Origin of the sequence: Methylobacterium sp. EM32 (genome assembly GCF_040593685.1) — a bacterium.
Classification (GTDB): domain Bacteria; phylum Pseudomonadota; class Alphaproteobacteria; order Rhizobiales; family Beijerinckiaceae; genus Methylobacterium.
Map to the genome: position 1 here is coordinate 1 of NZ_JBEXZS010000039.1, position 26,064 is coordinate 26,064.

General features: G+C 61.0%; 30 protein-coding genes. 17 read left to right on the forward strand and 13 right to left on the reverse strand.

Annotated features, from left to right (window positions below; translation table 11 throughout):
- The first annotated feature begins 177 nt into the window (after window positions 1–177).
- Window positions 178–465 carry a hypothetical protein gene (locus ABZT49_RS05870; RefSeq protein WP_093568197.1) on the forward strand — a complete coding sequence of 96 codons (288 nt, stop codon included), beginning with the start codon at window positions 178–180 and terminating at the stop codon, window positions 463–465.
- A 171-nt stretch (window positions 466–636) separates the two neighbouring features.
- Here ABZT49_RS05870 and ABZT49_RS05875 read toward each other — a convergent pair whose 3' ends face one another.
- Together ABZT49_RS05875 and ABZT49_RS05880 are read right to left on the reverse strand one after the other, a co-directional pair.
- Window positions 637–1,185 carry a hypothetical protein gene (locus tag ABZT49_RS05875; protein ID WP_143132049.1) on the reverse strand — a complete coding sequence of 183 codons (549 nt, stop codon included), beginning with the start codon at window positions 1,183–1,185 and terminating at the stop codon, window positions 637–639.
- Between the two features lie 74 nt (window positions 1,186–1,259).
- Window positions 1,260–1,724 (reverse strand): hypothetical protein, encoded by a 465-nt coding sequence (locus ABZT49_RS05880; protein ID WP_093568199.1) that lies wholly within the window; start codon window positions 1,722–1,724, stop codon window positions 1,260–1,262.
- A gap of 224 nt (window positions 1,725–1,948) precedes the next feature.
- Here ABZT49_RS05880 and ABZT49_RS05885 point away from each other — a divergent pair, with 224 nt between their 5' ends.
- The 14 genes from ABZT49_RS05885 (at window position 1,949) to ABZT49_RS05950 (ending at window position 9,161) form a co-directional block, all read left to right on the forward strand.
- Window positions 1,949–2,158, forward strand: a complete 210-nt coding sequence (locus ABZT49_RS05885; protein ID WP_058617492.1) for a hypothetical protein — start codon at window positions 1,949–1,951, stop codon at window positions 2,156–2,158.
- Entirely contained in the window at window positions 2,151–2,552 is a 402-nt protein-coding gene (locus ABZT49_RS05890; RefSeq protein ID WP_093568200.1) for a hypothetical protein, read from the forward strand. Before ABZT49_RS05885 ends, ABZT49_RS05890 begins: the two co-directional genes overlap by 8 nt.
- On the forward strand, window positions 2,549–3,004 hold the full coding sequence (locus tag ABZT49_RS05895; protein ID WP_355284278.1) for a hypothetical protein: 456 nt from the start codon (window positions 2,549–2,551) through the stop codon (window positions 3,002–3,004). Before ABZT49_RS05890 ends, ABZT49_RS05895 begins: the two co-directional genes overlap by 4 nt.
- Window positions 3,001–3,534 carry a hypothetical protein gene (locus ABZT49_RS05900; RefSeq protein WP_093568202.1) on the forward strand — a complete coding sequence of 178 codons (534 nt, stop codon included), beginning with the start codon at window positions 3,001–3,003 and terminating at the stop codon, window positions 3,532–3,534. The genes ABZT49_RS05895 and ABZT49_RS05900 overlap by 4 nt, the downstream gene beginning before the upstream one ends.
- Before the next feature lie 75 nt (window positions 3,535–3,609).
- Complete coding sequence (locus ABZT49_RS05905) at window positions 3,610–4,353, forward strand: hypothetical protein (protein WP_093568203.1); 744 nt, start codon at window positions 3,610–3,612, stop codon at window positions 4,351–4,353.
- Window positions 4,354–4,432: 79 nt separating this feature from the next.
- Window positions 4,433–5,083, forward strand: coding sequence for a hypothetical protein (locus tag ABZT49_RS05910; RefSeq protein ID WP_093568204.1), 651 nt, complete (start codon window positions 4,433–4,435; stop codon window positions 5,081–5,083).
- Between the two features lie 82 nt (window positions 5,084–5,165).
- Window positions 5,166–6,008, forward strand: coding sequence for a hypothetical protein (locus ABZT49_RS05915; RefSeq protein WP_355284281.1), 843 nt, complete (start codon window positions 5,166–5,168; stop codon window positions 6,006–6,008).
- An 80-nt stretch (window positions 6,009–6,088) separates the two neighbouring features.
- Entirely contained in the window at window positions 6,089–6,448 is a 360-nt protein-coding gene (locus ABZT49_RS05920; RefSeq protein ID WP_093568206.1) for a hypothetical protein, read from the forward strand.
- The gene (locus ABZT49_RS05925; protein ID WP_093568207.1) at window positions 6,448–6,696 is read left to right on the forward strand and encodes a hypothetical protein; all 249 of its coding nucleotides are present in this window, start codon (window positions 6,448–6,450) and stop codon (window positions 6,694–6,696) included. Before ABZT49_RS05920 ends, ABZT49_RS05925 begins: the two co-directional genes overlap by 1 nt.
- The gene (locus ABZT49_RS05930; RefSeq protein WP_093568208.1) at window positions 6,689–7,210 is read left to right on the forward strand and encodes a ribosomal protein L7/L12; all 522 of its coding nucleotides are present in this window, start codon (window positions 6,689–6,691) and stop codon (window positions 7,208–7,210) included. The genes ABZT49_RS05925 and ABZT49_RS05930 overlap by 8 nt, the downstream gene beginning before the upstream one ends.
- A gap of 158 nt (window positions 7,211–7,368) precedes the next feature.
- Complete coding sequence (locus tag ABZT49_RS05935; protein WP_093568209.1) at window positions 7,369–7,971, forward strand: hypothetical protein; 603 nt, start codon at window positions 7,369–7,371, stop codon at window positions 7,969–7,971.
- Window positions 7,972–8,096: 125 nt separating this feature from the next.
- Entirely contained in the window at window positions 8,097–8,516 is a 420-nt protein-coding gene (locus ABZT49_RS05940; RefSeq protein ID WP_093568210.1) for a hypothetical protein, read from the forward strand.
- A gap of 13 nt (window positions 8,517–8,529) precedes the next feature.
- A complete protein-coding gene (locus ABZT49_RS05945; protein ID WP_093568211.1) occupies window positions 8,530–8,829 on the forward strand; it encodes a hypothetical protein in 300 nt (99 codons plus the stop codon).
- Window positions 8,829–9,161 (forward strand): hypothetical protein, encoded by a 333-nt coding sequence (locus ABZT49_RS05950; protein ID WP_177303064.1) that lies wholly within the window; start codon window positions 8,829–8,831, stop codon window positions 9,159–9,161. The genes ABZT49_RS05945 and ABZT49_RS05950 overlap by 1 nt, the downstream gene beginning before the upstream one ends.
- Before the next feature lie 50 nt (window positions 9,162–9,211).
- On the opposite strand, the gene ABZT49_RS05955 is transcribed toward ABZT49_RS05950, so the two are convergent.
- The 6 genes from ABZT49_RS05955 to ABZT49_RS05980 all read right to left on the reverse strand — a co-directional run bounded on the left by ABZT49_RS05955 (window position 9,212) and on the right by ABZT49_RS05980 (window position 18,693).
- Window positions 9,212–9,814, reverse strand: a complete 603-nt coding sequence (locus ABZT49_RS05955) for a metallophosphoesterase (RefSeq protein ID WP_093568212.1) — start codon at window positions 9,812–9,814, stop codon at window positions 9,212–9,214.
- Between the two features lie 241 nt (window positions 9,815–10,055).
- Window positions 10,056–10,334: a hypothetical protein gene (locus ABZT49_RS05960; protein WP_093568213.1), complete on the reverse strand. Its 279-nt coding sequence runs from the start codon at window positions 10,332–10,334 to the stop codon at window positions 10,056–10,058.
- Between the two features lie 840 nt (window positions 10,335–11,174).
- Window positions 11,175–15,038, reverse strand: a complete 3,864-nt coding sequence (locus tag ABZT49_RS05965) for a hypothetical protein (protein ID WP_355284289.1) — start codon at window positions 15,036–15,038, stop codon at window positions 11,175–11,177.
- 62 nt (window positions 15,039–15,100) lie between these two features.
- A complete protein-coding gene (locus ABZT49_RS05970) occupies window positions 15,101–15,538 on the reverse strand; it encodes a hypothetical protein (protein ID WP_355284291.1) in 438 nt (145 codons plus the stop codon).
- A 417-nt stretch (window positions 15,539–15,955) separates the two neighbouring features.
- Window positions 15,956–16,231, reverse strand: coding sequence for a hypothetical protein (locus ABZT49_RS05975; protein ID WP_355284294.1), 276 nt, complete (start codon window positions 16,229–16,231; stop codon window positions 15,956–15,958).
- A 1,172-nt stretch (window positions 16,232–17,403) separates the two neighbouring features.
- Window positions 17,404–18,693: a flagellin gene (locus tag ABZT49_RS05980; protein ID WP_355284297.1), complete on the reverse strand. Its 1,290-nt coding sequence runs from the start codon at window positions 18,691–18,693 to the stop codon at window positions 17,404–17,406.
- A 341-nt stretch (window positions 18,694–19,034) separates the two neighbouring features.
- On the opposite strand from ABZT49_RS05980, the gene ABZT49_RS05985 reads away from it, so the two are divergent.
- A complete protein-coding gene (locus tag ABZT49_RS05985; RefSeq protein ID WP_355284300.1) occupies window positions 19,035–19,853 on the forward strand; it encodes a hypothetical protein in 819 nt (272 codons plus the stop codon).
- Window positions 19,854–20,169: 316 nt separating this feature from the next.
- Here the strand turns inward: ABZT49_RS05985 and ABZT49_RS05990 are convergent, their stop codons facing one another.
- Window positions 20,170–21,162 (reverse strand): helix-turn-helix domain-containing protein, encoded by a 993-nt coding sequence (locus ABZT49_RS05990; protein WP_355284302.1) that lies wholly within the window; start codon window positions 21,160–21,162, stop codon window positions 20,170–20,172.
- Window positions 21,163–21,713: 551 nt separating this feature from the next.
- Entirely contained in the window at window positions 21,714–22,178 is a 465-nt protein-coding gene (locus tag ABZT49_RS05995; protein ID WP_355284305.1) for a hypothetical protein, read from the reverse strand.
- A 657-nt stretch (window positions 22,179–22,835) separates the two neighbouring features.
- Here ABZT49_RS05995 and ABZT49_RS06000 point away from each other — a divergent pair.
- On the forward strand, window positions 22,836–23,381 hold the full coding sequence (locus ABZT49_RS06000) for an NUMOD3 domain-containing DNA-binding protein (RefSeq protein ID WP_355284307.1): 546 nt from the start codon (window positions 22,836–22,838) through the stop codon (window positions 23,379–23,381).
- Between the two features lie 561 nt (window positions 23,382–23,942).
- Here ABZT49_RS06000 and ABZT49_RS06005 read toward each other — a convergent pair.
- The 3 genes from ABZT49_RS06005 to ABZT49_RS06015 are packed head-to-tail and all read right to left on the reverse strand — an operon-like array spanning window position 23,943 to window position 26,037.
- Window positions 23,943–25,007, reverse strand: a complete 1,065-nt coding sequence (locus ABZT49_RS06005) for a hypothetical protein (RefSeq protein WP_355284309.1) — start codon at window positions 25,005–25,007, stop codon at window positions 23,943–23,945.
- Window positions 25,004–25,393: a hypothetical protein gene (locus ABZT49_RS06010; protein WP_355284312.1), complete on the reverse strand. Its 390-nt coding sequence runs from the start codon at window positions 25,391–25,393 to the stop codon at window positions 25,004–25,006. The genes ABZT49_RS06005 and ABZT49_RS06010 overlap by 4 nt, the downstream gene beginning before the upstream one ends.
- Before the next feature lie 2 nt (window positions 25,394–25,395).
- Window positions 25,396–26,037, reverse strand: a complete 642-nt coding sequence (locus ABZT49_RS06015; RefSeq protein ID WP_355284313.1) for a hypothetical protein — start codon at window positions 26,035–26,037, stop codon at window positions 25,396–25,398.
- Between the last annotated feature and the right edge of the window lie 27 nt (window positions 26,038–26,064).

Sequence of the window (26,064 nt, forward strand, 5' to 3'; positions counted from 1 at the left end):
CAGGCATACGAACACCTTGCCCTGAGAGCGCTGTCGTCGGGGGCGTACGAACGGGACGGAAAACCGGAGCCGTCCACAGGGGCCAGGGTCTCGGTAATCACACCAGCACGAGGAGGCTGGACATCGATTCCGGGATCCCGATCTCCTGGACGTGCCAAGCCCGAGGAGGTCGCCCCGATGCCGTCTTACCATACCTCCGCCCGCGACGTAGCCGACAGCTTCGACACCGTCCTGACGACGGGCGCCCTTGGCCTCGGGTCGGTCCTGATCTCGCAGAAGCTCGACCGCGACGCGGCCTACCGCGAGGCCGCTTCCATTAGGCAGGCGACGGCCCGCATGGCCTACAACCGGGTCATGGCCGAGCACGCCTTCGCCGAGGCCGAGCGCCGTGCCCTGGCCGAGGACGACCGGCGCCGGGTCGCCATCCAACTCCGGGCGCTCGCCGCCAAGCGCGCCCGGGGCTGAGAAGGGCGCACCGCGTGCCATCGCGTGCGCAGCGCGGGTCAGGATGTGTGCAGCGGGAAAGAGTCAACTGAAATTAAGCAAGGCAGACACTTATCCACAGGATTTCTTCGGGCATGAAAAAGCCCGCCCTGGTCGCCCGGGGCGGGCTTTGTCGTTCCGGCGTTGGCGCGATCAGGCGGCGCGCGGCTCGGCGATGAGGTCGTCGAGGACCTCGATGAAGTGCCGCCTCTTCGCGTCGTCGCCCACGAGACGCTGGTGCGCCTGGGCGGCCGCGGCGGCGGTTCGGGCCGCTTCCATGCCGCGGTACTCGGCTGGCGTCATCGGGCGCGGCAAACCGGGCAGGAGCCGTTCGCCGAGGAGATGCCGACCCACGGTGGCGTTGTCGTGCCGCGACAGGGCGACTTGCTGATCGACGGAGAGGCCGTCGAGATAGGCCGTCGCCGCGTCGTCAAGGACGGCCTCGCCCTCAAGCTCCTCGCCCATGAGATGGGCCAGCGCCGCCCGGCCCCAAGCCTCCTCCGCGGACAGCGGCGCCGGCGCCTCGGGGGCGCGCTGAGCCTCCGCCTCGAACGCCGCCTCGGCCTCGCCGACGGGGTCGGGCGGCGTCAGGGCCGTGCGGACGAGGCGGGAGACGAGGCGGCCGCCCTCCCAGACCGTGACCCAACTGAGGCGCCCGGCGGCCGCGAAAGCGCGGGCGATAGCTAGCAAAATCCCCTTCATCATCCCCTCCGTGGACTGACGCTCCTGAAGATGCCGCGGGTCGATGCATACGACACGCGGTCCCGCTCGGTACGTCACGCCACGCCGAGCTCCAGGGCCTCCTCGTACGTGACGGCACGGAACCACGCGCACCTCGCGGTCGCTCTCACGCACGCCGCGACGTGCTCTTCCCCGGCCCAGCCGTAGACAGTCTCTGCTTCGTAGCCGTGGCCGGCAGGGACGGCGAAACGGCAGGGCGCCTCCGTCAGGCCGACGCGGGAGCAGCGCCTCCGCCAGGCTCGCCGATTCGCGCCCGCGGGATCGACGAGGTCCTCGGCCGCCGCGGTGCTGATCTCCGCGACCGTCCCGTCCGCCTCCACGACGTAGGCCCGGCTCGGGCTGCTGGACCGCGCAGACGCCACGGCGACGACGGTCCCGGGCGCCAGCTCGTAGCGAGCCCGGCCGTCCTCGTGGGCTCCCTCCACAGGACAAAAGCGCGCACCCAGCGCGAGGCAATCCTTGGCGAGGACGGCCTCGTAGGCCTGCTCCCAGGCCGGCATGACAAGGACTGCGACGCCATTCCTTGAAGGATCGCTCATTCCGTCCTTCGATCGCCACCAAGCATTCATCGTGTAATCCTTCGAAACTCGAAGCATCAGCCTCGGGAACGATTTGCACACAAAGGGGCCTCGTGGGTGCAAATCGTTACAAATGCCGAATAGGCCTTGACGACTCCAATTGAAGCTGGAACGCTATAAAGCGTCAATAGCTTCAGGAGGCGTCGGTGACGGCGGAGGACGTGAGGGCGCTGCTACGGCAGCGCGTGGATACGGAGGGGAGCGCGCTGGCGTGGTCGCGCCGCCACGGCGTCAGCACGGCGTACGTCCTCGATGCCCTGGCGGGCCGTCGCGGCCCCGGCCCGGCGATCCTGGAGGCGCTCGGCGTCGAGAAGGCCGACGCGACCTACCGGTTCAAGGAGGCGGCCCATGGATAAGTGGACCGCGGGTCTCAAGGACCTCGACCCGGTGCAGACGCGCAAGCGCCTCGCCGACCTCCTCGCCGAATGCCGGTTCGTGTCCCAGGGCCTAGAGTTCTACCAGGGGCAGGGCCTGCGCGATCAGGCCTCGCAGACCGAGCGCAACCTGCTCAAGGCGGCCAAGGGCGAGATCGAGCGCCTTTCCGCGCTGCTCGCCGAGTACCGCTCGGGCCCGCCGCCGGCGCCCCCGCCCTACGACCCCTACGCCGCCGCCCGGGAGCGCGCCGCCGCCAAGGCCGCCGAGGACCTGCCCGCGGCGGAACCGGAGCCCGCCCCGGCCGCGTCGACCCGCCCGACCTTGCCGGTCCGCGGCGCGCGCCTTCCGCGCATCCTGCCCGGGAGGCCGGCGTGAGCAACCAGGGCCGCCCGGGGGATTCGCCCCTCTCCGTCTATCGGTCGCCCGATCCCGTCGCCGTCGCCAGGCTCGTCGAGAGCCACGGCATGGATGCTGCCGTCGGGCGCTTCTATTGGCTGTCGAGCGAGGGCGTCGGGAAACTGGCCCAGCGCGGTCGCGAGATCCTGCGCGGACGGACGGGCCGGCCGATCCCGGCCCGGGGCAGGCGCCGGTCGACGACGCCAGAGCAGGAGGCGCACGGCATCGCCGAGGTCCTCCGCCTCGGTTCCGTCCACCGCGCCGCCCGGGCGACCGGCATCAGCCACTCCCTGCTGCGCACGCTCCTAGTCGAGCGCGGCATCCCCGTCCCCCGCCTCAGCCGCGAGGAGCGCGTCAGGGCCGTCCTGGCCGGGCAGGCGCGCGCCGCGGCCGCTTCCGAAACCCCCGCCACCGAGAGGACCGCAGCATGACCGACATCACCGCCAAGGCCCGCGGCTTCATCGCCGGCGAGATCGCCGCTTCGGGCACCCGCCCGGCCGCCGACGTCGCCGGTCGTATCCTCGCCCGCCTCGACCGTCAGGGCCTCGCCGTCGTCGACGCCAGCCAGGCGCAGGCCGTGAGCGCCCTCGCCGGGATCGACGCCATCCTCGCGCTCAGGGACCTCGTGGGCGACGAGGAGCTCGTGCAGGAATGGGCCACGCAGCTGGGCATGGAGAGCCCGGCGGGCCTGATGGCCGCCCTCGTCGCGGTTCGCGATGTCCTCGACAGGCCGCAGGCGCCGACCTTCACCGAGGCCGCGCTGCGGGACGCGTATCGGCTCGGCTTCGACCGCGGGGCGTACGACGCCGGTGGCCACCCGCTCGCCTACGACCACGAGGGCGACGAGTTCCGCCTCCGCGAGGCCGCCGACCTGCAGGAGTACCTCGGCGAGGCGCCGGTGGACGAGGCCCTCGCTCGGCTCAACGCCGCCCACTCCGGCCAGGCCTCCGTCGCGGCCTGATGGCTTCGTCGCGCGCCAGGCGACGGTGGCGCAGCCCGACATCTCCGATCCACCCCGGTTTCGACAGGACGCCCCATGCGGCGCGAGATCACCTCCACCCCGTACAGCCCTCACCGCTACGTCGACGAGCTCTCCGACACGGCGCTCGCCAACTACGGCGTCTGGCGGGATTCGCTCCTCCGCGGCGACGCCGACGCGCTGGCGCTCGCTTACACCCTCGCCATCGACGTCTTCGTCAAGGACGCCTCCGGCGTTTGCGTGCGCGAGCTCTTGGATGCGTCGAGCATGTTCGGGAGCCTCGCCACAGGCATCTACTGGATCAAGGACTACGAGGCCAAGCTCCAGGCCATCGTCTCCATCTTCGGCGGCGCCGCCCGGCGCGACGTCTGGTTCCTCATCAGGGACCGCGTCGAGGAGCCCGGCATGCCGGAGCAGTTCCACGACCTCAAGGGGCGCATCCTCTGCCGGGTCGAGAACGGCACGCACAATGCTGCCGACCTCGCCTGGATCGAGGCCGCGGCCGCCCGCCAGGTCACCGACGACGACATGCTGCAGCTCGACGTCTTCGGCGGCGACGAGGCCGACACGAAGGAGCTCTCGCGCCGGGTCGTCCGGGCGCGCCGGGAGCACAAGTGCCACTGGACCGGCCTGCCCATCGCCGTCGGCGAGCGCCACCTGGTCATCCGCGAGGTCTGCGAGGGCGACTTCGTCACCACCCGGCACAGCGTCCTGGCGGTGTGGTTCGCGGTCTACGGCGACGACATCGCCCTGTCGGAGAGCCTGCGGCCCGCCGAGGCGCCCCTCTCCGCCGCGGCCTGAGGGCCTCCGTCGCGCGCCAGGCGGCAGTGGCGCCCACCAACATCCCCCAGCAACCCCGGTTTTCCCAAGGAGCGCCACCGTGCGCCAGTTCAACCTCGGCCTCAACCTCACCACCGACGCCGCCAAGGCCATCGCCAAGGCGATGACCGAGTGCACGCTCTTCGAGACCTCGCTGGAGCGCACCGACCGCGTCCTCGCCGCCCTGGCGAAGGCGGACCTCGTCATCGTGCCTAAGGTGCGCGGCAACGCCGACGCCGTCCGCGAGGCGGTCCGGACCGGCAACTGGTCCGCCGTCTCGGAGCGCGATCTTCTGGCATGGCGCGACGCGCCTCTTCCGGGCGAGGCCGTCCCCGTCGTTGAGGGGCCCGTGACGCTGGAGGTCGGCAACATCCTGACGCTCCCGCCCGGCACGGAGATCCGGTCCGCCGACACCGCGGCGCCGGAGCGGGACGACCTCGGCCTGCGTCCCTGGTCGGCGGACGACTTGGCGGCCCGGTACGGCTGCCGCGTCGAGGTCGCCGGCATGGACGACGCCCACATGCCCCTGACGGACGAGGGCATCGCCGGCGACCCGCAGTACGTCGTCGTCACGGAGCGGGCGACGGGGCGCGTCGTCGGCATGGTCGAGGCATGGCGGGACGAGGACGGCGACGTCCTGGTGCCGCACGCCTGGCTCTCGACCGTCCTGTCCGCCTGGGACGCCGCGCGCGATCCGCAGCAGGCCGCCTGAGCGCCCCGCTCCGTCGACGCGCCCGGCGACAGGGGCGCACCCCCGATTCCTCCCCCCACCCCGGTTTCAGCAGGAGCGCCGCGTGCGCCAGAACCAAGCCTCCAAGGCAGCCTTCGACAAAGCCTTCACCGCATGCCTTACGGGGATCGACCTCGACCATCCCGCGGCGGGTGAGGTCATCGCTTCCGACGTGATGAATGCCCTCGACAGGGCCAGCTTCGAGATCGTGCGGAAGGAGCCCGCCCCGGTCGTCGTCATGGCGTCCCGCGTCACGCACGAGGACGGCAGCGTCACCGAGCAGCGGTCCGCACCCGTGGGGAACGATGCGGCGCAGCCGGCGATGGCGACCTACCACGTCCGCGTTGGCTGGCCCGAATTCTTCTCCAAGGCCGTCCGGCTGCCCAAGGGCTCCGACGTCGCCACGGTCGCCCGGGCAGCCAAGGATGCCGCCGCCGATCATCATGGAATGAAGCATCGGGGACAGTGGCCCACGTTCTCCTGGGAAGAGGACCGGTTCCTCGCACCCGACGAGCCGGCCCCCCTCACGTTCATCGTCGGCCCGAGCCAAGCCCTCATCGAACGGCAGGGAAGTGAGGCCAGCTACGGCCTGGCTCTGATCGCGCTGCGCGAGGGTAAGAGCGCCGTCGACGTCGCCGAGGCCCTCGGCAGGTCGTCTCCGGACGGACGCCAAGGCAACATCTGGAAGCTGCTCGATGACCGGCGCCGCACAGTGCGGGTGGATGTAGCGGAGCTCTCGCCCGGGGAAAAGGTCACGGAGGTGCCCGGCCTGGTGCTCCGGGACAACGGCATCCTGGCCGTCTTCTACGACGACGGACACATCGCCTTCGGGGGCGACGCCGCCGACATGGTCGCCTTCCGCGACATGGCCGCCACCGTCGTCGGTGCGCCGAGGGCGGCCGCCTGAGGCATCGCCTCCGTCGCGCGCCAGGCGGCAGTGGCGCCTCCGATTCCTCCCCTCCACCCCGGTTTCACAGGAGCGCCACCGTGCGCACCGTTCACCTCGACCTCGACGACAGCCTCTCAATCGGGACCATCGACCTCGACGTGGCGACCGGCATCGCCCGCATAGGCGAGGAGACCGTCCGCGTCCTTCATGTCCTGGCGGCGAACGAGTTCACCGTGCCGCTCGCCTACGAGACGACCGCCGAGGAGGCCCTGCGCCTCGCCGCGGCAATCATCGAGTGGGACACCGGCATGATGGAGCAGGCGGACAGCCCGTTCTCCGGGTCCGCGCCGAAGCTCTCATCGAAGCAGGTCATCCGCTCGTTCCTGCCGAAGATGTACCGGTGCGAGTTCCGCGACCTATACGTCGACACGTACGGCTACGCGGGGACGCTCCGCTGATGCGCGCCCTCCTCGCCCTGATCGCCGGAGGCCCGCTCAGGGTCTCCACCAGCGCGGCCGCCATCGTGACGTGCGCCTTCCTCCTCGCCGGCAGCGGCGGGGAGCTCCTCCGGGCGGCCTGGCACTCCTTCCTCTGGGCCGGGGGATTCGTCCTGGTCTGGGCCGTCCTCGCCATCATCGGGAACGCCGCCGGCGTCGCCGACGACACCACCCCTTCCGCAACCGCCAAGGAGGCGTCCCGTGATTGACCTGCAGTCCATCGTCCGCCTCGCCATCCGCTCGTCCGAGCAGACCGCCAGCCCCAAGATCGAGGCCATCAAGTGGGTCAGGCGCGCCCTCGGCGTCGGGCTCAAGGAGGCCAAGGACATGGTCGAGGACGCCTACATGTGCGGCCCCGTCCGGTTCGCCGAGAAGCACGCCCGCGTCGTCGGGGTGCAGGACACCTGCCCGAACCGCCCGCTGGAGAACCTGGAGAAGGACGAGCATGCCGAGATGGAGGCCGCCCGCGCCCGTATCCGAGTCCTGGCCTCCGCCGTCGGCATGAGGGCGGAGATCCTCCTGCAGCCGGCCTACCTCACCCCCGAGGAGCGCACCCGGAACTGCCGCATCGAGGCACGGGCCCGGGACCTCTACGAGGCGGGTCGGAAGCGGGTGAGCGGGCGCCCGGGATGGGACCACCTCGACCCGAACTGCCCCTACGACATGGGCATGCGGAACCACGCCCTGACCGAGGCGAAGCGCGAGCTCGGCGAGGTCGCCTGACCCCCCAACAGGCCGCTGATAATCCGTTACATAGTATTGATCTCGCGTTACACCCGGCGAGTGCGAGATTTTTACTAACGAATGCTTGACGTCATCCATGGTCGCGCGTATATGTCGGTCATGGGCAGGCACATCCTCCCATCAGCAGGAGCATCCTAATGGCCACGACCGCCACCACCTCCACCGACACCGCCGTCCGCTTCTTCATCGCCGTCATCGGCGACCAGGATGCCGTCTACGGCATCGGCCACAGCGCCGATCAGGCCATCGAGGACGCTCGCAGCAACGGCGACGCCGCGGAGCCTCTCGACTTCGTCGCCCAGGAGTGCACGAAGCGCCTCTACGACTACGTCGAGGAGAACGGCTCCCCCCTCAGCTGGACCGTGAGCAAGGCCGGCCTGCAGGATTTGCGCGAATACGCCGAGTTCTGCGTCTTCGAAGGCATCGACGGTTCGAAGTACCGCTTCTCGGCCGAGGATCGGGCCGATGCGGCCCGCAAGGCCGTCCTGTCGCTCGACGGCTACGCCTACGGCACCGACGCGGACGGCGACCCGCTCGTGATCGAACTCGACGCCCCGGAGATCGAGGCCAAGGTCCGTGCCCTCGTCGAGGCCTTCCGGGACGCAGCCACGTGGGACGACTGCGCCGAGGCCATCGTCGCGCACATCAACGCCATCGCCCGGGAGAACGGCTGCGACCTGCGTTTGGACGTGACCTACACCGGCCAGACGGACCGCCTCTACAGCCACGAGGCCGATTGATCCCACCATCGCCGGGGCGCCAGCCCCGGCCTCTCGCGGGTCGCCTCATCGGGGCGCCCCGCCGGGGGCCGGACAGTCCACCCCCAGGGCCGGCAGAGCCGCCCGCCACCACAGGAGCATCCTCGATGTCCACGAAAGTCCACGTCCTGAAGCGGGCCCTCGCCCGCCGCGAGCGGGAGGAGGTCTACGCCGCCTTCGCGCTCTCCATTGCTGGCGGCAAGGCCATCCTGTTCCACGCCCAGCCCGTCGAGGTCGTCGACCGGGCCTGGAAGCCGATCCCGGGAACCGGCCTCGACCTCGTCATCCGCGCCGCGACGTCGGACGATGCATACGACGCCTGGACGCGCCACGCCGAGGACGTCGGCGCCGTCGGCACGCATCGCGTCATGCTGACGTACATCCAGCCTGCCACGGAGGAGCGGCCCGCCAGGGAGATGGAGAGCCTCAAGGACATCGACCTCGACAAGCTGGCCCTCATGGACGAGCTCGGCGACCTGTACGACGAGGACGTCGCCCTCGGCACTGCCATCCCCGGCGCATTCTGAGGAGCCACCCGCCATGGCCGTCGCATCCATCCCCGCCCGCTACGTCAACCCGGTCTCCGAGGCCGTCCTCAACGCCCTCTCCGACGTCACCGACGTCGAGGAGGCCCGCCGCCGCATCGCGAGCGTCCAGGCTTCGACGGGCAAGCGCCGCCCGGCCTGGTACCGCGAGGAGCGCATCGCCGACGAGTTCGCCGCCACGCTCGTGAACGGGGCGGTCCTGGCCTGGGGCCGCGTCTTCGACGGAGAGCCGTGGGAGCTGTTTTACTGGGCCGACGCCGAACGCGGCACGGTCCTTTGGAGGGAGAAGCTTTGATGACGCCGCGCGACATGGTGGTCCTCGCGGGCCGGGCCCTGACGGGCGGGGAGGACTGGGCCAAGCCGCTCGCCAGGGCGCTCGGGGCCTATCACCCCGACGGGCCGAGGGACTCGATTGACCCCCGTTCGGTCAGCCGGTGGCGGACCGGTGCGATGGAGGTCCTGCCGTGGGCCGCGGCTGCCCTGCCGCAGATCTTGCGGGAGCATGCGGAGCGCCTCGACGAGGAGATAGCCCGCCTGGAGGAACGCGCCGACGTGATGACGGAGGCGGCGATAGAGATCGAGCGCGAGCTCGACGAGCTGCCGGAACCGCCCGGGCCGCGCCCATAGCCTGAAACGCCGAAGGGCCCCCGGTTCGCCGCCGGGGGCCCTTCGGCGTTTCAGGCCTGCTCGGCCTCGCGGGCGTCGGCCCGCCAGCGCTCCTCGGGCAGGTCGGGCGTCGCCTCCATCCGGGAGATTACGTCCTCCAGCCGGGCCGGCGCGTAGCCCCAGACGTCGACGCCGACGTCACAGGACTGCGACGTCCCGGGGAGCGTCCCGTGCGTGTGGCCGTGGACGTGCAGGGCGCCGTGGAAGCTGCCCGGCCAGGCGCGGAGGGGGTAATGATCGGCCACGACCTTCCGGCCCGCGGCGTGGATCGTGAGCCGTTCCTGGACGCTCTCCCAGGGCAAGCCGGTGACCCTGGGCCTGTCGTGGTTGCCGACGACGAGGTGCTTCTTCCCGGGGAGCGCCGCGAAGATCTGCGCGGTCCGCTCCGGGGTGTGACCCCACTCGAAGTCGCCGAGGTGGACGACGGTGTCGGTGGGGCGGACGCACGAGACCCAGGCCTCGATCAGGAGGCGGTCCATCTCGGCGACGTCGCAGAAGGGGCGGCCCGAATGGCCGATGCTCCCGGCGTGGCCGAAGTGGGTATCGCCCACGAGCCAGAGGGTGCCCTTCGAGGGCGTCAGGTTGCGGTGGTGCGTGAGCGGTCGGTTGGTCATGAAGGCAGCCTCCTGTCGGAAGGGGGCTGCGCGCGCGGCGTCACGCCCCCGGGATGGGTCTCTCGGTCGGTTTGGGGGCGGGTATTCGTTTCACGGCGGACCTCTCGTCGGCGTGGGACCAGGGATCGCAGCTCGGGATTCCTTCGGTCAAGCAGGGTCGTGCGGCACGGTTAACGGAAAGCCTGGGCGCGGCGATTGTCACTTTCCGCTCCAGGTGGTGGGGTGGAGCGGAAAGTGACAATCAGGGTCCGGGCACGTCGCGGTCCGGAGGGCGCCGGCTCCCCAGGTCGGCGAACCTGGCACGGCACCAGGGCACGTACTGCGACGGCCCCCGCTTGCCCCACGCCTTCGGCCACCGGCACGCCACCAGCGCCAGCATGACCTCCTCCAGGCTCGCCCGGGGCCCGAGGCGCGAGATCAGCCTCTCGGTGTCGTAGGAGCCCCGGCGCCGGGGGCACCAGGGGCAGACGATGACGACCCGCCGGTAGGGGAACGCCCCCAGCGTCCGCGGCACCTCCATCGCGTCCCCTCCGTTGAACCGCCTCGCTTGTTCCCTATCTGTTCTCCATGGGGAGACGGTCAATGCTCAGCTTGGACGACATCGTGGCCGCGGCCGCCGGGGACGAGCGGGACGCCCTCCGGCGGGCGATGGCGGAGGATCTGGAGACGGCGGCCGCGCGCCGGGGCGGGCCCGGGTTCGTCGGGGCCTCGACGCCGGCCGACCTGGCGCGGGCGTTGGGTCGGGAACGGCGGGCCAGGTTATCCACAGGAACCCCGCGGCGGGGCGACCCGGGTCGCCGGCAAGCCTAGCGGGAGGGGGGTGGCGACCCAGAACCGACCCAGTGGGTCAGGGCCCAAATGAAATAGCCCCGGCGTCCTTGCTCGGGGCTTTGGCCTAAGTCGCTGATTGTATTGGGCCGAACCCTGGTCTGGCTCGGTGTTGAATGGTAGCGGAGGAGGGATTTGAACCCCCGACACAAGGATTATGATCTGAGCTGAAAGCCCCCTACCCCGCTGATCGCACAGAGCTTTTCTCCCGCTGCGCTAGGGGTGCGCTAGATCGCATCCAGCGGCTTCAGGGTTGACGCCGGTCAACGAGCCGCTGGGTCCGGATGCCCGCGGGCGGCCATTTCCGTTGAACCATTGCGTCAACGGTAAATAATGAATAGATAATTTATTTCCCTTACGCCAGCGCAGCGTTACGATTTGTCATTATTCTATACGATAACGGGTCGCAGCTTTTGAACATCGTCAGATCTGCTTGGGGAGCTTGCCTGATGAACTAATCCGTAATTATTGATGATATTGACCTCAAATCAACAATGCATATAATAGGTTGTTATAATTTATATCTAAATGCCTATGGAAACCACAATCCAACGTCTCGAATTGATTGCGTCAAAGATCGCAAGCCACGAGGTCCTTCTAAGCGGAATACTGCAGGATAAACAATTGGTAGTGCTCTCAAAGCCATAGTTCGTGGAACCTGACTCAGATCCGCAAAAATATTGTCGACAACACGCCTATCCTCAGAACTCGGCAGCTTCGAACCTATTTCCGTGAACCATTCAATCCTCATTTCTGGGTCCTCAAGAACTTCTATCGATTTCATTACCTCATCAATAGGGGGGGAAACACCAAAATCGGAGCATTTCATTGAAAGATCGAGTAAGTACCTAGCAAGAAAAATTCCGTTTAGACTTTCACGTGCTGCATCTAAGGCCTCGCCATAGATAATCAATCTGGTTGGGCTGCTCAGTCTTCCAACTATGGCCCCAAGAGCGTACGCTTTGACATCGGCTCTTTCTATGTCAGACACTAATTCGAGTGCTTTGTCTATCCAACTGGCTGGTAAGAGATCGCCAATATCAAAAATTGGTCGGCCGAGAGAAACGTAGCAATGCAGATGAAAGGCACTTTTTGCCATCTCCTCACCAAATTCTCCAGAAGTCATCTTTGCAATTTCGTAGCAAACATCTGCCCTATAGTTGATATCATCAATTTTATTGATTAAATCAACAACTTCATGCTGTGAATCAATGTCTCGCAAGTCGCTTAAACCAGCTGCTAACAACGCGCGAAAATGGGGAACATCAATTTGTTCGATCAAATATCTCGATTGCTGTACAAGATCTCTAGGCAAAAATTTAGCTAATGTGGCTAATCCCTCCGCGCGATCCCATTTTTCCTTAACTTCTAATATGCAATTCCAGGATTTGAGCATATTTTCACGATTTAGTCGGGTCGCCATGGCTTCCATCGCTGCAAGTTTGAATCCTCCGTGTTCGAAATTGCACGCAATATCGACGGCCTTATTCAGCTGGTCAAAATTTAGAGATGGCAGTAGATCGATCAGAGCAAAATGCGCGTACTGATCGTAACTATATTGTGTTATATAATCAAGACATTCCTCAGATAGATCCCGACTTAGTTCAGTCTCACAGAGAACCAACGCGCAAGCTTTATTGATTAGACTTTTGTCCGAACGTATAATTGAAAGAGCTTCTTTTTTTAAATATTTGGACTCGCTTCCCGAAAAATATGATGCAATTCGATATAATGCAGAACCGATATATGCCTCATCTTTCAATTTTGAGGCTGCAATCAGCGCTTGTTGAATATAGTGAGGCGGCAGATGTTCTGCTATTGCTTCGAACGCAAATGCGCGATCGTCATTTTCTTCGACTTTGTCGGCAATCAAAATCGCACGTTCAATACACGTAGGTGGAATATAGGGCATGATTTTTTTTAGAGCTCCCGCTTCTGACCCAAACCAAGTATCTTCACCGAGTTTTTTCAAAGATAGCTTAATAAGATCATCACGTTCTTGGCCTTCGAACTTAGGTATGAGATCTATAATCTCGCTAGTTTCGATCCGATCTTCGCCTGACGTAAATATCGCATTATATGCGCTACGAAGAGCCTGAATCCTGTCTTCACGAGCGAAAACTCCTGCCACGCGAGCAAGAGCAATCTTCGAAGCCAGTTCGTCACGTGCGCCAGCCATGACCAAGTTTACTGTTTGATCTCTTAGTTCGATAGGTAAATATTCCGAAAGGGAGCTCAAAGCATGCATTCTTTCCTCATAACTATTAATGCCATCAATTAAATCAAATGCATACGATAGCTGCTTTCCTTTGAGATATGGAGCTAAGGCGGCAATTGCTAAGGCACTATCCATATCATCGTCGCTAATTCTAATCTTCTTAAGTATCAACCAAATAAAATTACTTGGCATAAATTGCATTATGACTGCGTAAGCGTCAACCAAATCGTCGAGATCTAAGTCGGAAATTTTTGTATTCTTTATGGCGCGAATGATAGAATTCTTGAATATTGTGAATTTATTGTCAGGCAGTCTACTTAAGATTTCAACTTGTGTCTTAAAAATTAAAGCAGGGTTTTCCGATTTAAAAATTGGAGCAATATATGTTTCTAATAAATCATTTGCGGTCTCGTCGCTGGACACGCGCAATAAAGATGAGGCAAAAAGTGCGCGATTATAGGGGGGTTCGATATCATGAACCATATTTCTTATTTCAGAAACAAGATATGTTGGCAAATCGTCAACCAATAGCTTGATTAGTTCAACCTTTTGATAGTCCCCATAATAGTTCATGCTTCTGCAAGCATGGCGCGGTGAAACAATGCCGTGACGAACAGCTGTCGCCAAAAGTATTGGCATAACACCTTTTCCGATGCTCTGCAGTGAGCAAAGTATAATTTGACATCTGGCTTGCAAGGCAAGCGGTAAGTCATATTTAGCAGGATTAGAAATTATGCGATACTTTGCTCTAGTAACATCTGATGTGAATCCAGCATAGCCGCCCTCCGAGGAATGATGTGCATCTAGCCACCCCTTAGTGACCAATGACATATGTTCGGCAAAACAATCGTTTTCATCTATGTGATTTCCCAGAAATTGTAAAATATATGATGGCACATCACTGGGCTGCGTTAGTCCAGAACTTAATTCTCGTACAATTTCAAGGCCCCAGTCCATAAAAGCATGCCGCTTCATTGTTATCAGATTCTTATTTAAGTACTCTGATCGTAGATACTCGCCAAATTTTGGGTGAGCTAAGGTATATACAATTTCTTCGTCTGGTCGGCCTGCACTTCCCATGACAAATCGTCTTATTGGCCGGAGAATATCTTCTACACGTTTCAGTGAGAGTGAATTTGATGGTGATGACAATCTGAGCAGCGCTTCCGCTGATATCGGACCAAATGCGCAAGCGAGCACGGCTAGTACACTTTGGATTGTATCTTCATCTACTGAGGAAAATTCTTCATCCCAGGTAGACTTTTGCAGTTCAATCCAGCGTTCGAAATAATCTGCAAAACCCGGTCTAAAATTGTATAGATAATCGATACCGACTGTAGTTGCGCCCTTTTGAATTTGAACCTGAAGATCCTCAATATATAGCTTAAGCAATAGCGGCTCGCCTTCGGACAATGCGGTGAGACGCGCAATAAATCCTGATTGGCTCGCAAATTCGCATTTTGGATGAAAGCTCTGCTTCACAATATCAGACACTGCAGGCTCATCTAATGGATTTAATAGTATAGATGTCCATCTCAGGCCATCCGTCCAACCAAATCGGCGAGCCCATTGCTTTGAGTTCAGGCGATTTACTTGAATTCGTGCAGTTACCAAAAGACGTAAAGTCGGACCCGATCCTCTTGGAAACCATTCTGTAGAGAAGCTTTCTCGAAGCGATTCGTCTGCCCCATCGATAATTACAATTACAGGTATTTTTCGGAAGGCCACAATGTCAAGTAGCTTTGCACATTCGTCACGGTAATATGCGGCAGAGTCAACCCGTGGGGCGTCTACGCGATGATCGACAATTTGTGCCAAACGCGAAGCCAGAGCGCAATAAAAAATCTCTGGCTTATTTGTTTCGAAGCGAAGACTAATAGGCACGAAGGCGATTTGCCATTTAGTATCGTTTACATGACAGCATTCCCGATACTGAAGTTGCTTAATCCAGTTAACAATGAGGGCACTTTTGCCACGCCCTGCTGGTGAGAGTAATAATAAGCGAGCTGGCGCGCTAGCATCTGCAAGCCATTCGTCAAATTTTTTTATTTCTATCCCGCGCCCACCGAACGGTGTTAGAGAGTTTGTTTGCTCAGATAATAGATAAGATGTCAAAAATTTTTCTATGGTCGAACTGAAGCTCGGTGCGGCTAGGGTCGCACCAAATTTGACTATCAAATCCCGTCCAATTTCAAGATTCTGAAGGACGAATGATCTTGGACCGAGATCATTCGCCCCGGTCAGTTTTTTTCCCCGACCTTGCCCGTTGAAACGCCTTCAATGTCGACTTTTCCCGTTGTAGAATTTACTTGGCTGACAACAATCGGTCCTACAGACTCTAGTCGCTTAATTATTACATCGCTGTGTGCTATAATTTGATTTATATTTATTCCAGCAGCTGTGAGTTGATTTGCGGGTCTTTCCTTAAGTTTATCATTAAGAATTTTTGTTGACTGCAGCACCAATGGATCAATGTCCAATTTTTTCTTTTTAAGCTCCTTGTCTGCCGCCCTACAGTAATCATCATCAAACGGATCGTCCTCGATATTGTCTATATTGGAAAGACGGCCCGCTAAAGCATCTTTGACTCCTTGATATGCGTCCTTTATAACTTCGTCTGTAATTCCTTTTAGCAAATAAGTTGCTCCTGCGGCAAGTGTGACTATAATCGGATCCACTAGCTTATCTCCGTCAGCATCCTACCATTACTCCTACCATCATACGATCTGGGATGATAGGTACGCGCGGGCGTTGGATGAGGCGATGTTCCTCAGCCTCGGGATGCGCTCAAGGATCATCGAGAAAGCCCCGTCTAAGTACGATATATGGTACCAAGCACGCGGATTGATACCATATGTCTCGCCAAAGACGCTTTCACACCGAACTCTCGGATCGAGTGGTTGTGCGACTCCGCCGTTTTTCAACCGGCCAGCATTCCATGTCGGCGCCCGTGAGGTTGATCAACTGGCGGATAGGTACCAGGCTCGGGCCGACGCGAGGTACCCCAGATCATCGAGCGCTAGTCATCCGTCGCCACAGGGCCTTCCCGCGCCATGGCTTGAGCCGCCACGGGAGGGCCTCGTGTCGGAGCCCTCTCAATCCACGACCTTGAGGTCGTTCACATTCACGTCGCCATCCTGGGTGGTGAAGCTCGGTGCCCGGCCGTTCGACTGGGAGACGCCGCTGATGCGGTGGTCGCCGCTATCGTAGGTAGCCAGCTTGCCGTCGGTCTCGATGACGAGCCGCTGCTTATCGGGGAAGAACGCGTAGCGCATCCCGTTCTGGCTACCGCTGGTCGAGGGCTGGCCGAGTTCCTTCGGCCACCATGGCTCCGAGCCCTTCATCGGCTCCATCGGCTCCATGGGTTCCATGGGCTTCATCGGTTCCATTGCGCTCGGTCCTCTGACTGGATGTCTGAAGCCAACGCTACGCTCGAAGCGCCGGAAGGTTTCCCAAAAAGCTAGGGTGACGAAGTCTGCTGTTGAGCTGGTCGATCGAGGACGTTGAGATAAGCGCGGAGATTGCTGCGGAAGTGGGTGAGCTGGGTTCGGGCCGGCCTGCGGATGTCAAGGGGCCCGCATCAGCGGAGCTGCTCGTTGCAAGCTTGAAGCTGTCGTGCTGGGCTCAGGATGCTCCGGGACCAGCGGGGCAGCGCAGGGGCATCCGAGCAGCAGGACGCCCCTCGAACGCGCTGTATGACGCCCCTAAACGTCTCCTCGTAGGCTGCCCTACCCTGGCCATCGGCAAGGCACATCATACGCGAAGCACTGCCCGCACAGCGCTAAATTTCATCATATTTGCCATCTGATTATTAACTACGCCCGCTGCCCTTTCCGTTGAGTAACACATTGGAAATCCGTGCCATGCAGATATCGATCAGCAACACGGAGGCCCCGCTCGATGTCGAAGTTTTTCGCTACAAACAAGCTGTTTCAATTCTGTGTTATGTGGCTGTTCCTTATCACGTCCTTCGCCTACGCGGCGGGTGATAGAGAGGCCGCGACTTGGTCTCTCCTATATGGCATCCCCGCAGGCTACGTCTTAGCGGAGTTTTGGGTAGCCTGCCTTATTCAGGGGGAAACTAAGAAGTGGATCCTGTTCCCGGCTATTCGTGGCTACCTCCGCCGGCAACCCGCCTGACGTGACGCCTGAAGCCGGGCCATGCGAGCCTCGAAGCGCATTGGATGCAAGCGGCAACGGCCGTGCTGGCCCCTCTATCCCATTCCATCAACATGGGAGGCATTTCGAAGGTCCGCATGGGATAGCGATGCTGCTCCATAAGAGCGGAAGCTGTCGCGCTGGGCTCAGAATGCCCCAGGACCGAAGGGGCGACGCAGCAGCAGCCCAGCAGCAGGACGCCCCTCGAACGCGCTGTATGACGCTCCTAACGCGTCAGCGATGAGTACCCTCCCCCACGCGGGGTGCGGGAGCGAACTGACCCCTAGGATGCTGCATGCTGCGGGTGTCCTCGACATCTCCCTGCGCCCGCAGCTCATGGCAGCAGCGAAGCCCCGGAAGGCTCCGCTGCTGACACTCGCGAGGATCAGCGCAGCAGCTGAAGGATGCCCTGGCTGGCCTGGCTCGCCAGCGACAGCGAGGACACCGCCAGGGACTGACGGGTCGACAGGGCCTGCGAGTTCGCCGCTTCCTCGTTCATGTCGGCGTTCGTGAGGTTGGCCGCCCCCGTCGTCAGCACGTTGATCATCTCCTTCGTGAAGTTCTGTCGGTTCTGAACCGTCGACAGGTTGGAGCCGAACGTGGATGAGATGGATTTCAGGTTCGCCAGCGCGTTGCTGAGCGCGTCAGCGGCCTTGGTGAGGTCCGCGTTGTTCTGGATGCCGATGTCGGCGCCCAGCTGAGCCGTGGCGCTGTCCTTGAACTCGCCGATGCCCAGCGCGGACGCGGACAGCGACGTGCCCTGGATGTCCAGCTTGGATTTGGCCGCGCCGGTCTTCTCGTTGAACGCGATGCTCAGGCTGTCGCCGGCCAGTAGGTTGGTGCCGTTGAAGCCGGCGTCCCGGGCGGCCTGATCCAGCTGGGTCCGCAGCGCGTTGAACTGACCCACCAGGGTCGAGCGCTGCGCGGAGGTGCCGCCGGCCGCCGAGGGGATTGCGCCGCCCGTGAGCTTGGCCGTCTCGGTGGCGTCCACCGCGAAGGCTCCCGAGGTGGTCTTGCCCAGGCCCACCGAAAGGGTATCCGAGCCGGTGCCGGTGATCTGCAACTGCCCCTGCACGTCGATCGTCGCGGTGGCGATGCCCGACTTGTTGATGTTGTTGACGAGGTCGCTCACCGTGTCGGTGGAGCCGATGTCGAACTTGTAGGTGGTGAAGCCCGCGCTGAGCTGCATCTGGTTGGCGTTGGCCGTGTTGATGCCCACCACGCCCGGGGTGCTCGAGATGGCCGCCGCGGCCGTCCCGGCGAGCGTCTTGCCCATCGTGACGTCGTAGATGCTCTTGCCCGTGGCGGTGGCCTCACCGGCGGTGGCGAGCGCCCGGGTGCCTTGCAGCTTGGGGAGGTTGGCGGTGGCGTTGGACTGCGCCTGGGTCACCACCGACTGCATCTGCTTGACGACGGAGGTGACTGCATCAACCCCCTTCGCGGCGGCCTGGATCGTCTGGATGCCGTTGGAGACACCGTCGAGGAGATCCGTCAGCGCGGACGCACGATCGCTGAGGCCCACCGCCGTGAAGTAGTTGACGGGGTTGTCGAGGGCGGAGTTCACCTTCTTGCCCGTGGAGAGGCGGCCCTGATTGGTGGCTGCCAGCGCGGCAGTATCCTGCAGGGACAACAGGTTCTGGCGAGTGGCGGCAGAGAGCGTGATGGAAGACGACATGAGCTGATCCCTCGGAATGGCCTCGCGTGGATCGCGAAGACTTCGGGGATTATTGCTGGCAGTGCTCGGCTTGGCAGTTAATAGTTTGTGTCTGACTTATTAATTTTCAGATGAAGCGTACTGATCTACCTACGATGCGTACTTGGCGCTTTGATGGCGACCGCGTCTCGCATGCTGGTGCTTTGTGAACCAGCGACCGTCTCCAATCCTGCTCCTGGGCCTCATTAGTGCGCACTGCAACCGCCGAGCCAGTGCAACTACACCGTTTCACTGCGGCGCGCGGTTGTGTTTACGGGTGCCTGAATGCTAGAATTTCAGTTGAAATCTCACAGGGTGCACTGATGTCATATAACGCCAATGTTTTTGAGATCATGATCGCGTCCCCTAGCGATGTTCCGGAAGAGCGGCAAATAGTTAGAGATATACTAAATGAATGGAACGTTTTACATTCCCGAGATCGCCAAACAATTATTATGCCAATTGGGTGGGAGACGCATTCCGCGCCTGACTTAAGTGATAGGCCCCAACAAATCATCAACGATCGATTGCTATCTCATGCCGACATCCTAGTAGGCATATTCTGGACCCGTCTCGGTAGCCATACTGGCAAGGCTGCGAGCGGCACCGTCGAGGAAATCGAACAGCATCTTAGCAAAAAACGACCTGTCATGCTATATTTTTCAGATACTCCTGTTGCTCTGAGTAGCGTCGATAGAGAGCAATACGATAAACTTAATGAATTCAAAGACTGGGCTATGAAGAATGGGCTGATAGAAACTTATATATCCAAAGATCAATTCCGAGATAAATTTCGAAGGCATCTTTCTCAGACGATGACTAGAATTATCAGCGACCAGCTGCCTGATTTTGTGGAAATTTTCGAGAAAAATCTTTCGACAAACCTAAGCTCTGAAGCCCTGGAGCTGCTAAAGGAAGCGGTCAAGGATGAAAATGGCATAGTGATGCATCGCTCAAACATCGGGGGCGAAGGCATATATGCAAATCACCGCCAGCTTAACGAGAAAAATGCCAGATCGAGCGCGATCTGGATTGGCGCAAAAGATGAACTGATATCCCAAGGATTTTTGGTCAGAGCAAGTGATGCTGTATCAAAAGTTACACGATCCGGTTATGATTACATAGAGAATTTAAGATCATAACGAATTTTCGCCTGTATTTTTGATCTTGCGGACAAAGGGGGGTGGCGCGCTTGGTGCCGATGACCACCCTCAGCTGACCCTCGACCGCGTCTTGGGCGGTTTCGACCAATAACACGGAAACTCGGCTTGGGGGCCATACATACCGGCGTCGGCTGAAAGACCGCTACCCGCCCCCTGCGGTCCTCGCGGGGCTCAGTTGCTGCGCTTTGATGGTGCGTGTGGTCGGCTCTCGATACGGACCGTGGGTGCATTCGCGTTCCCGTAGGACGCGCTCACAGCCGCTGGATCGCCTGAGGCCGCTGCGATGCTGTGAGGCTCAAAGCTCCCTCAGCCAGCTCAGCAGCGGGGCATCCGTAGGAAGCGGCAACCGCATCTCGGGTCCGGGCTCCACATCGCTGGGGTTCACCCCGTACTTGCGCCGGAAGGCCCGGCTGAACACCAGATCATTGTGGAAGCCGCAATCATGGGCTAGCCGCGCGATCTTGGGACGTCGGCCCTCGCTGTGCCGCAGCCGCCGCATGGCCTCGGTCAGCCGGCGATCCCGGATGTACGCATAGACGCCACCATCAGGGGCAAACAGCTGGTACAGCGGCGTCCGCGAGAGCCCGAACTGGGCGCTCAGCATGGGCAGGTCCACCTGCGCCAGATGCCGCTCTATGAACTGCTGCACGGCGAACCGCAGTTGGGTATCCCCGGAGGGTGCTGCTGTGGCGCTGCCGCTGACCTCCCAGGCCAATGCCCGGCACAGGTCCACCGTAGCCGGCACCAGATGGTGCGTGAGCCCGGGTGTCGCAGACACGGCGCATTCGTTGAAGTGGCGTAGGAAGTCCGACAGCAGCTGGGCCAATGGGTATGCGGAGCCGGCGAGAACGCCACCGTGCATGCTGGCGAGTTCGTCGGCGCGATCCCCGAAAATGTGTCGCGGTAGGAACAGCGTTGCTCCCCGGCCCTGCTCCGTCTCCATGCGGATGGGCCTAGCTAGGTCCAGCACGAGGAGATCGCCGGGAGCGGCCTCGACGGGGCTGCCACCCACATCAACCCGGATGCTGCCGCTGACCGTCGTCCTCAGCACCAGATGATCCAGTCCCTGATCCCGTATGCGCTCCGGGCTTCGCTCCACGGACTGGGCTGGAACCTCATCCGCGGCGAGCACCATCTGGCCGAGGTGTTGGTAGCGCTGAAACGCGGTGATCGGTACTTCGGCCTCCGTAGGGACCGAGGCATCGAAGATGGGGGCGAGGCTGGTGATCCAGGCCCGGCGGCGTCGACCGGGTTCGGCGATGTGCTCGAAGCGATGCTCCAGGATCACGGCGTGGCTGCCGTGGTGAACCAGCCGAAGCGGTTGCCCGGCGGTTCAAACTGCACCTGGGAATGCTGGGCACTTACGCACACGCGCGAGAGCGCATCTCGGCATGTGGATGCCGAAATTTGGCCGATCTGGCTCATTTTTCAGAAGATCACTCTGTCTTGGCGGGATCGCGAGGACGAGTGGAGTTTGCGTTGAGCGTGTTGCTGCGCCCGTTATCGAACGGAAGGCAGACAATGCGTTTGCATATGCTGCGTACTAGAGTGCCTACGTTACGTACTTGAGCTGGCTGTACGTGTGGACCGTCGTAGATCGAGCCGGGTGAGGGTGCAGCTGATGCTGGCGGACCTGCGGATGCGGCCGACTACCCACGACCAAAACCCGATTTCGCGCACTTGCTGTGCTGGGTGAGCAAGCGCAAACCTAAGCTCTTGTGGGATCGCTCGTTTTTTCTGCGGGATCGGCGGTTTTGACGACACTGCACCACGCGGAGATCACCGCATCTCGGGGTGACGGCGCCGCACCCATGTACGTGCGCCGTCACCGAAACGGGGTCACGCCGCCTTCTTCTTGCGCCGCTCCGCCATCATGAGACCCCGGGCCACCGCCGCCTCCTTGATCTGGGCGTCCAGCTCCCCTGCCCTCACTGCGTTGATCAGGGCGTCGATGATCGCCGGCAGCTTGTCGAGGGTGCCGATGCCGATGGCGGCCTTGCCCGGCTGAAGCGGCATGGGCTTGCCGCCGACCCGGAGGATGAAGTGCGTCGTGCCGGCCTCGTCCTGGAACCAGCCGCGGCGCACACGCCGGTTGACCTCCATACGCACCCGCTGGCCCTGGGCATCCTTGCGCATGCCGAGGGTCTTGGGGGGCTGGTACACCCGGCCTTCGAGGGTGGCCGTCACCATCTCTCTCTGCTCCGCGAGCTGACCCAGCAGCTTCTCACGCGCCCGCGCGAGGGGGTCGTTGGCCGACACGGCGGGGGCAGCAGCGCTGAGCTTGAGGGTCTTGAGCACCGACATGTGTGTGTCCTTCGCTTGAGCACGACCACTTCTCATGTCCAGGACACTACTGCCGTTGTCCTGCTGTTCAACCTGAGATTAAATCGAGATGATCTAGGACGTCGCCCCATCCGTGATCGATCACAAAATGCACAAGAACGCACAAGGATACTGCCCGGCCAGGATATAGATTTTAAGTTGTTGATTTTGCGCTCTTATTTTTCGTTATTTCGGGCTCTTTGGTGTGACCGCGGTGCATGCTCTCCCGCGGCACCCTCTCCCAAAGCCATTACGACCCAAAATCAGATGGGTAGACTGGAAGTCCGCGAGTGGCGCTCTCCACGTAGCGGCAGCGAAGTGGCGCCACGAGCAGCCATCGCCAGATGGCTGCGAGAGCAGCAGGCGCGGAAAGCGCGTCCCGACGGAGCCGCGGCTGGCTGGCTTGAAGAGCCAGACACGACGCGGAACGTCAGGGACAACGCCTGATTGTGCTTCGTTGGATAGCGTCTTAAGGACGAGTAATCTCTCTATATAGAGAGATTGTTCTTTCTTATGTCGTTAGCCAATGATGCATTGTCAGTCGGATGAATATTATATGTTCTTACCTATGTGGCATAAATATCGACGGGCACGAGCCCACTGTCGTACAAAGGGATATGAGCAAAAAAGGAGATGCCCATGAAGAAGCAAATTGAAGACTGGCTGAATGTTGAGACGGAGACGCGAGATTGGCTGCGCGCCCAACTCGAGCGCTCGCAGAAATATCAAATCAGCCGAGGCGTGCGGTTCGATCTAAATTTTTCTGACTATGTGGATCTGTGGAGCCTCGCTAGGATTAAAAAGGTAACGAGCCTGCTCAAATCAGGAAAGCTTTTCAAGAGAATGCGCGATCCCGACAAAGGGTGGGTGCTTAGTTGGACGACAAAGGAGGCACGCGAAGCGAGAGAAATGAATTACGCGACCGCGCGCATTCTTCAGCGTAATACGAGCAGGCACCGCTTTTATCTCAAGGCCGGCGAAACGCATACTGACGAAGCAAAGCGCCGAATTGGAGATGCCAAACGAGGGAAGCCACTTTCAGATTTACACAAACAGAGGATTAGCGACGCTCGCACAGGCGTTCCTCAAAGCGACGACCATAAGAAAAGACGCATTGACGCCATTCGCGCTACTAAGCAGAGACAACGTGAAGAGCGTGCTAGGCTCCTAGATTGTGCAGCCTGAGATTTCGATGACAGGCCTAAGTTTGGCTAATCGATACTGCGGACGAACTGCCACAGTATCACGCATCCAATACGAACCAAGCAAAAAGAGGTGATAAAATGCCCCGTAAATATTTTAGTCGACCCACACGCCCTGCTCGATCGGTGCCTTGCGATAGAAGCATGAACGTCGGTGAACATATCGATCTCTGGATCGCTTGTGCACGTGTGTCTCCCGAACTGCGCCAGCGAACTGAAGACGATATGATCCAGCTCATACTCAAGATGAACCCCGGTTATCGGGACACGCCGTCACGAAATCGCAAGTAGCACGAAGACACGATTGGGTCTGTGTGGCATCATATGATTTTCACCAGCACAGACCCAGTCATAACGTAAGGAATTACAAACGTTTAGAATAATTCGCGTGCTTAGTCCGGCGCTCCACCGAACACGCGGGTGCTGTCTATATGGGTCTTCGCATGGTTTGTAGTTTGCGCTTCCGACCACGCGCAGCTTGCTCGCTATCCTATGGTACCCGTCAAACCTTCTGAGTGGACCGGCGGCATCCGTCCCGATTTCACTAGGCGAGCACGCGATCGTACAGGTCCGCTCCTAAGAAGAAGCGCGAAAGCTGCTGCTCGCATGCTGTCAGGCTGTACCCACCGGTGACCACGCGATCCAGCACCGCCGAGAGATGCGCCACCAATGGCGGCTTATGCCGCTGGTATGCCTCCCAGCTGGCTGTCCACTCCGCGGGGTACCGGAACTCCTCGGGGTACATCTCGCGGTAGCTGAGACGATCCGGCACCACCGGCACCGCACCCGCCAGCACCCCTTCGTAGCAGCCGATGCCTAGGGTCTCCTGAAGGCTGCACGAGAACACCACCCGGCTCCGGGCGAGCAGGTCGTGGTACTCTCGCTTGGCGAGAGCCGTCTTTTGGCACGCCACGAACCGCCAACTGGGGAACGACCCTGCCAGATCCGCGAAGATCTCCGGCTGCTTCTCCGGTGCCAGCCGGTGGGGGAACAGCACGATGTTCTCCTTAGGCTGCCCGAGGTGCGGCTGTAGCTCCGCCGCCAGATATTCCATGGGCCACCCGCACACGGCCACTCGCGGATCATCCGCCGCCGCGCCCACGCCCGCCCGAAACAGCTCGGCGTGAGCATGGGTCGCGAACACGCTGACACCGTAGGCCTCGAACAGCGCGCGTTCCATTGCCTTTGCCCACGTCACGTCCCGGGGCGCGATCCGACCGAGGAAGTCGTTGGGGTCATAATGACCCGCGTGGAACAGTCCGATGACGCGCACGGATATGCGGAGCAGCGCGCTCATGTACCGGATCTGATGCACGCCGGGATGCCATGCGTCGGTGATGAGGAACGTGTCGCCCGGCTGCACCTCCCCCCGCTGGAAACGCCGAGCTACTTCGGCGATCTGTGTACTCTTGAAGATGTTTGTGCCGGCGAAATCGAGGAAGGCGCCCGCCAGGGGCACCGGCGGGGGTATCTCGCCCTCAATTTGGATCACGCTCGCTGGCACGCCGCGTGCCGCCGCTGCCTGCGCCAGCTGCACGGGGAGATGGTGCAGCCACTGCGCCGTGTAGCGCTGCTCATGCCCCTCAATGGGCAAAATCCAGACGGTCACTTGCGTTGCTCGCTAGCCGCGTACTGCGAGAAGCTACCGCATTCACCGTCTTCGCTTACCTCGATCCATACATCACGGCCAGCATATCTCGCCGATATTTTTTCGTACATCTCGTCACTTATCGTCTCGCAGCTCTTTCCATCCAGCCGGAGTATACTGTCTTTGTACAGATCTTCCAGCCATTCGAGGAACGTATGAAACTCAACCTCACGATCACCGTGCCATACCTGTATCCACACGCGAAATTTGAATAGATGGCGGTGGGTGGCGGAAAGGTACGCGCGGTCCCCAGATGCATCGGGCCAACGATGGAAGCCGGCGCGCTGGAACGTCACCCAGATCATTCGAAGCGGGGTAGCGGATGCGATTGTTGCAGCAGCGGTCATGTTCATTCAGCCGGGGCTAGAGAGCTACGCTTGTTGTGCAGATGCCAGAGAACCAGCCAGATCACGAATGTGGCCAGCATTTTTCCAGCGTAATGTGAGATATAATTGGGCCAGGTAAGTTCATTTAGGCCGTGCAATATGAGGGCACCGTCGAAGAGCGTTGCAACGGCTGAAGACCACAGGATGCGATCTTTGAGATCCTCTTTTTTGAGGGCATGGAAGGCTATCTGGTCGATCCCCTCGCTCACGAGGAACGCCAATGCACTATAGTAGGCCAGGTCTCGATCTACGCAAAAATATACGATGATCGTCGCGATGAGCATGAATGCTGCGACCCAATCGCCGATGAGCCTTTGCGTATAGTCACGCATTACAAATATCAGGCCCACCAGCAGCGTGCCGGGGATGAGCGGAAACGACACCGGCGGATTGCCGCTGAACGGTAGTTTTACGGGGTATACAGGCAGATATTTCGCGAATGCATTTACCGCTACGCCGGATGCAATATACATCACGATGAGCGCGATCGTAAGATCGAGATGATCATTCCATCGAGGCTTGTAATCGCCTCGAAAAAATCCAGCAAGCTCTCTTCGTCTAATCATATCGATAATTCCGCGGCTATTAGGCTTGCGACCGATCACGGGCGGCTTAAGGCAGGCTTACATTCG

What these genes read in the sequence shown, in the direction of transcription:
- ABZT49_RS05960 (WP_093568213.1), bottom strand. Translation starts at nt 10,334, where the DNA reads ATGGAGGTGCCGCGGACGCTGGGGGCGTTCCCCTACCGGCGGGTCGTC.
- ABZT49_RS06000 (WP_355284307.1), top strand. Translation starts at nt 22,836, where the DNA reads ATGAAGAAGCAAATTGAAGACTGGCTGAATGTTGAGACGGAGACGCGA.
- ABZT49_RS05955 (WP_093568212.1), bottom strand. Translation starts at nt 9,814, where the DNA reads ATGACCAACCGACCGCTCACGCACCACCGCAACCTGACGCCCTCGAAG.
- ABZT49_RS05900 (WP_093568202.1), top strand. Translation starts at nt 3,001, where the DNA reads ATGACCGACATCACCGCCAAGGCCCGCGGCTTCATCGCCGGCGAGATC.
- ABZT49_RS05875 (WP_143132049.1), bottom strand. Translation starts at nt 1,185, where the DNA reads ATGAAGGGGATTTTGCTAGCTATCGCCCGCGCTTTCGCGGCCGCCGGG.
- ABZT49_RS05940 (WP_093568210.1), top strand. Translation starts at nt 8,097, where the DNA reads ATGTCCACGAAAGTCCACGTCCTGAAGCGGGCCCTCGCCCGCCGCGAG.
- ABZT49_RS05985 (WP_355284300.1), top strand. Translation starts at nt 19,035, where the DNA reads ATGTCATATAACGCCAATGTTTTTGAGATCATGATCGCGTCCCCTAGC.
- ABZT49_RS05950 (WP_177303064.1), top strand. Translation starts at nt 8,829, where the DNA reads ATGACGCCGCGCGACATGGTGGTCCTCGCGGGCCGGGCCCTGACGGGC.
- ABZT49_RS05945 (WP_093568211.1), top strand. Translation starts at nt 8,530, where the DNA reads ATGGCCGTCGCATCCATCCCCGCCCGCTACGTCAACCCGGTCTCCGAG.
- ABZT49_RS05980 (WP_355284297.1), bottom strand. Translation starts at nt 18,693, where the DNA reads ATGTCGTCTTCCATCACGCTCTCTGCCGCCACTCGCCAGAACCTGTTG.
- ABZT49_RS05880 (WP_093568199.1), bottom strand. Translation starts at nt 1,724, where the DNA reads ATGCCGGCCTGGGAGCAGGCCTACGAGGCCGTCCTCGCCAAGGATTGC.
- ABZT49_RS05870 (WP_093568197.1), top strand. Translation starts at nt 178, where the DNA reads ATGCCGTCTTACCATACCTCCGCCCGCGACGTAGCCGACAGCTTCGAC.
- ABZT49_RS05925 (WP_093568207.1), top strand. Translation starts at nt 6,448, where the DNA reads ATGCGCGCCCTCCTCGCCCTGATCGCCGGAGGCCCGCTCAGGGTCTCC.
- ABZT49_RS05935 (WP_093568209.1), top strand. Translation starts at nt 7,369, where the DNA reads ATGGCCACGACCGCCACCACCTCCACCGACACCGCCGTCCGCTTCTTC.
- ABZT49_RS05995 (WP_355284305.1), bottom strand. Translation starts at nt 22,178, where the DNA reads ATGTCGGTGCTCAAGACCCTCAAGCTCAGCGCTGCTGCCCCCGCCGTG.
- ABZT49_RS05890 (WP_093568200.1), top strand. Translation starts at nt 2,151, where the DNA reads ATGGATAAGTGGACCGCGGGTCTCAAGGACCTCGACCCGGTGCAGACG.
- ABZT49_RS06010 (WP_355284312.1), bottom strand. Translation starts at nt 25,393, where the DNA reads ATGACCGCTGCTGCAACAATCGCATCCGCTACCCCGCTTCGAATGATC.
- ABZT49_RS05905 (WP_093568203.1), top strand. Translation starts at nt 3,610, where the DNA reads ATGCGGCGCGAGATCACCTCCACCCCGTACAGCCCTCACCGCTACGTC.
- ABZT49_RS05975 (WP_355284294.1), bottom strand. Translation starts at nt 16,231, where the DNA reads ATGGAACCCATGGAGCCGATGGAGCCGATGAAGGGCTCGGAGCCATGG.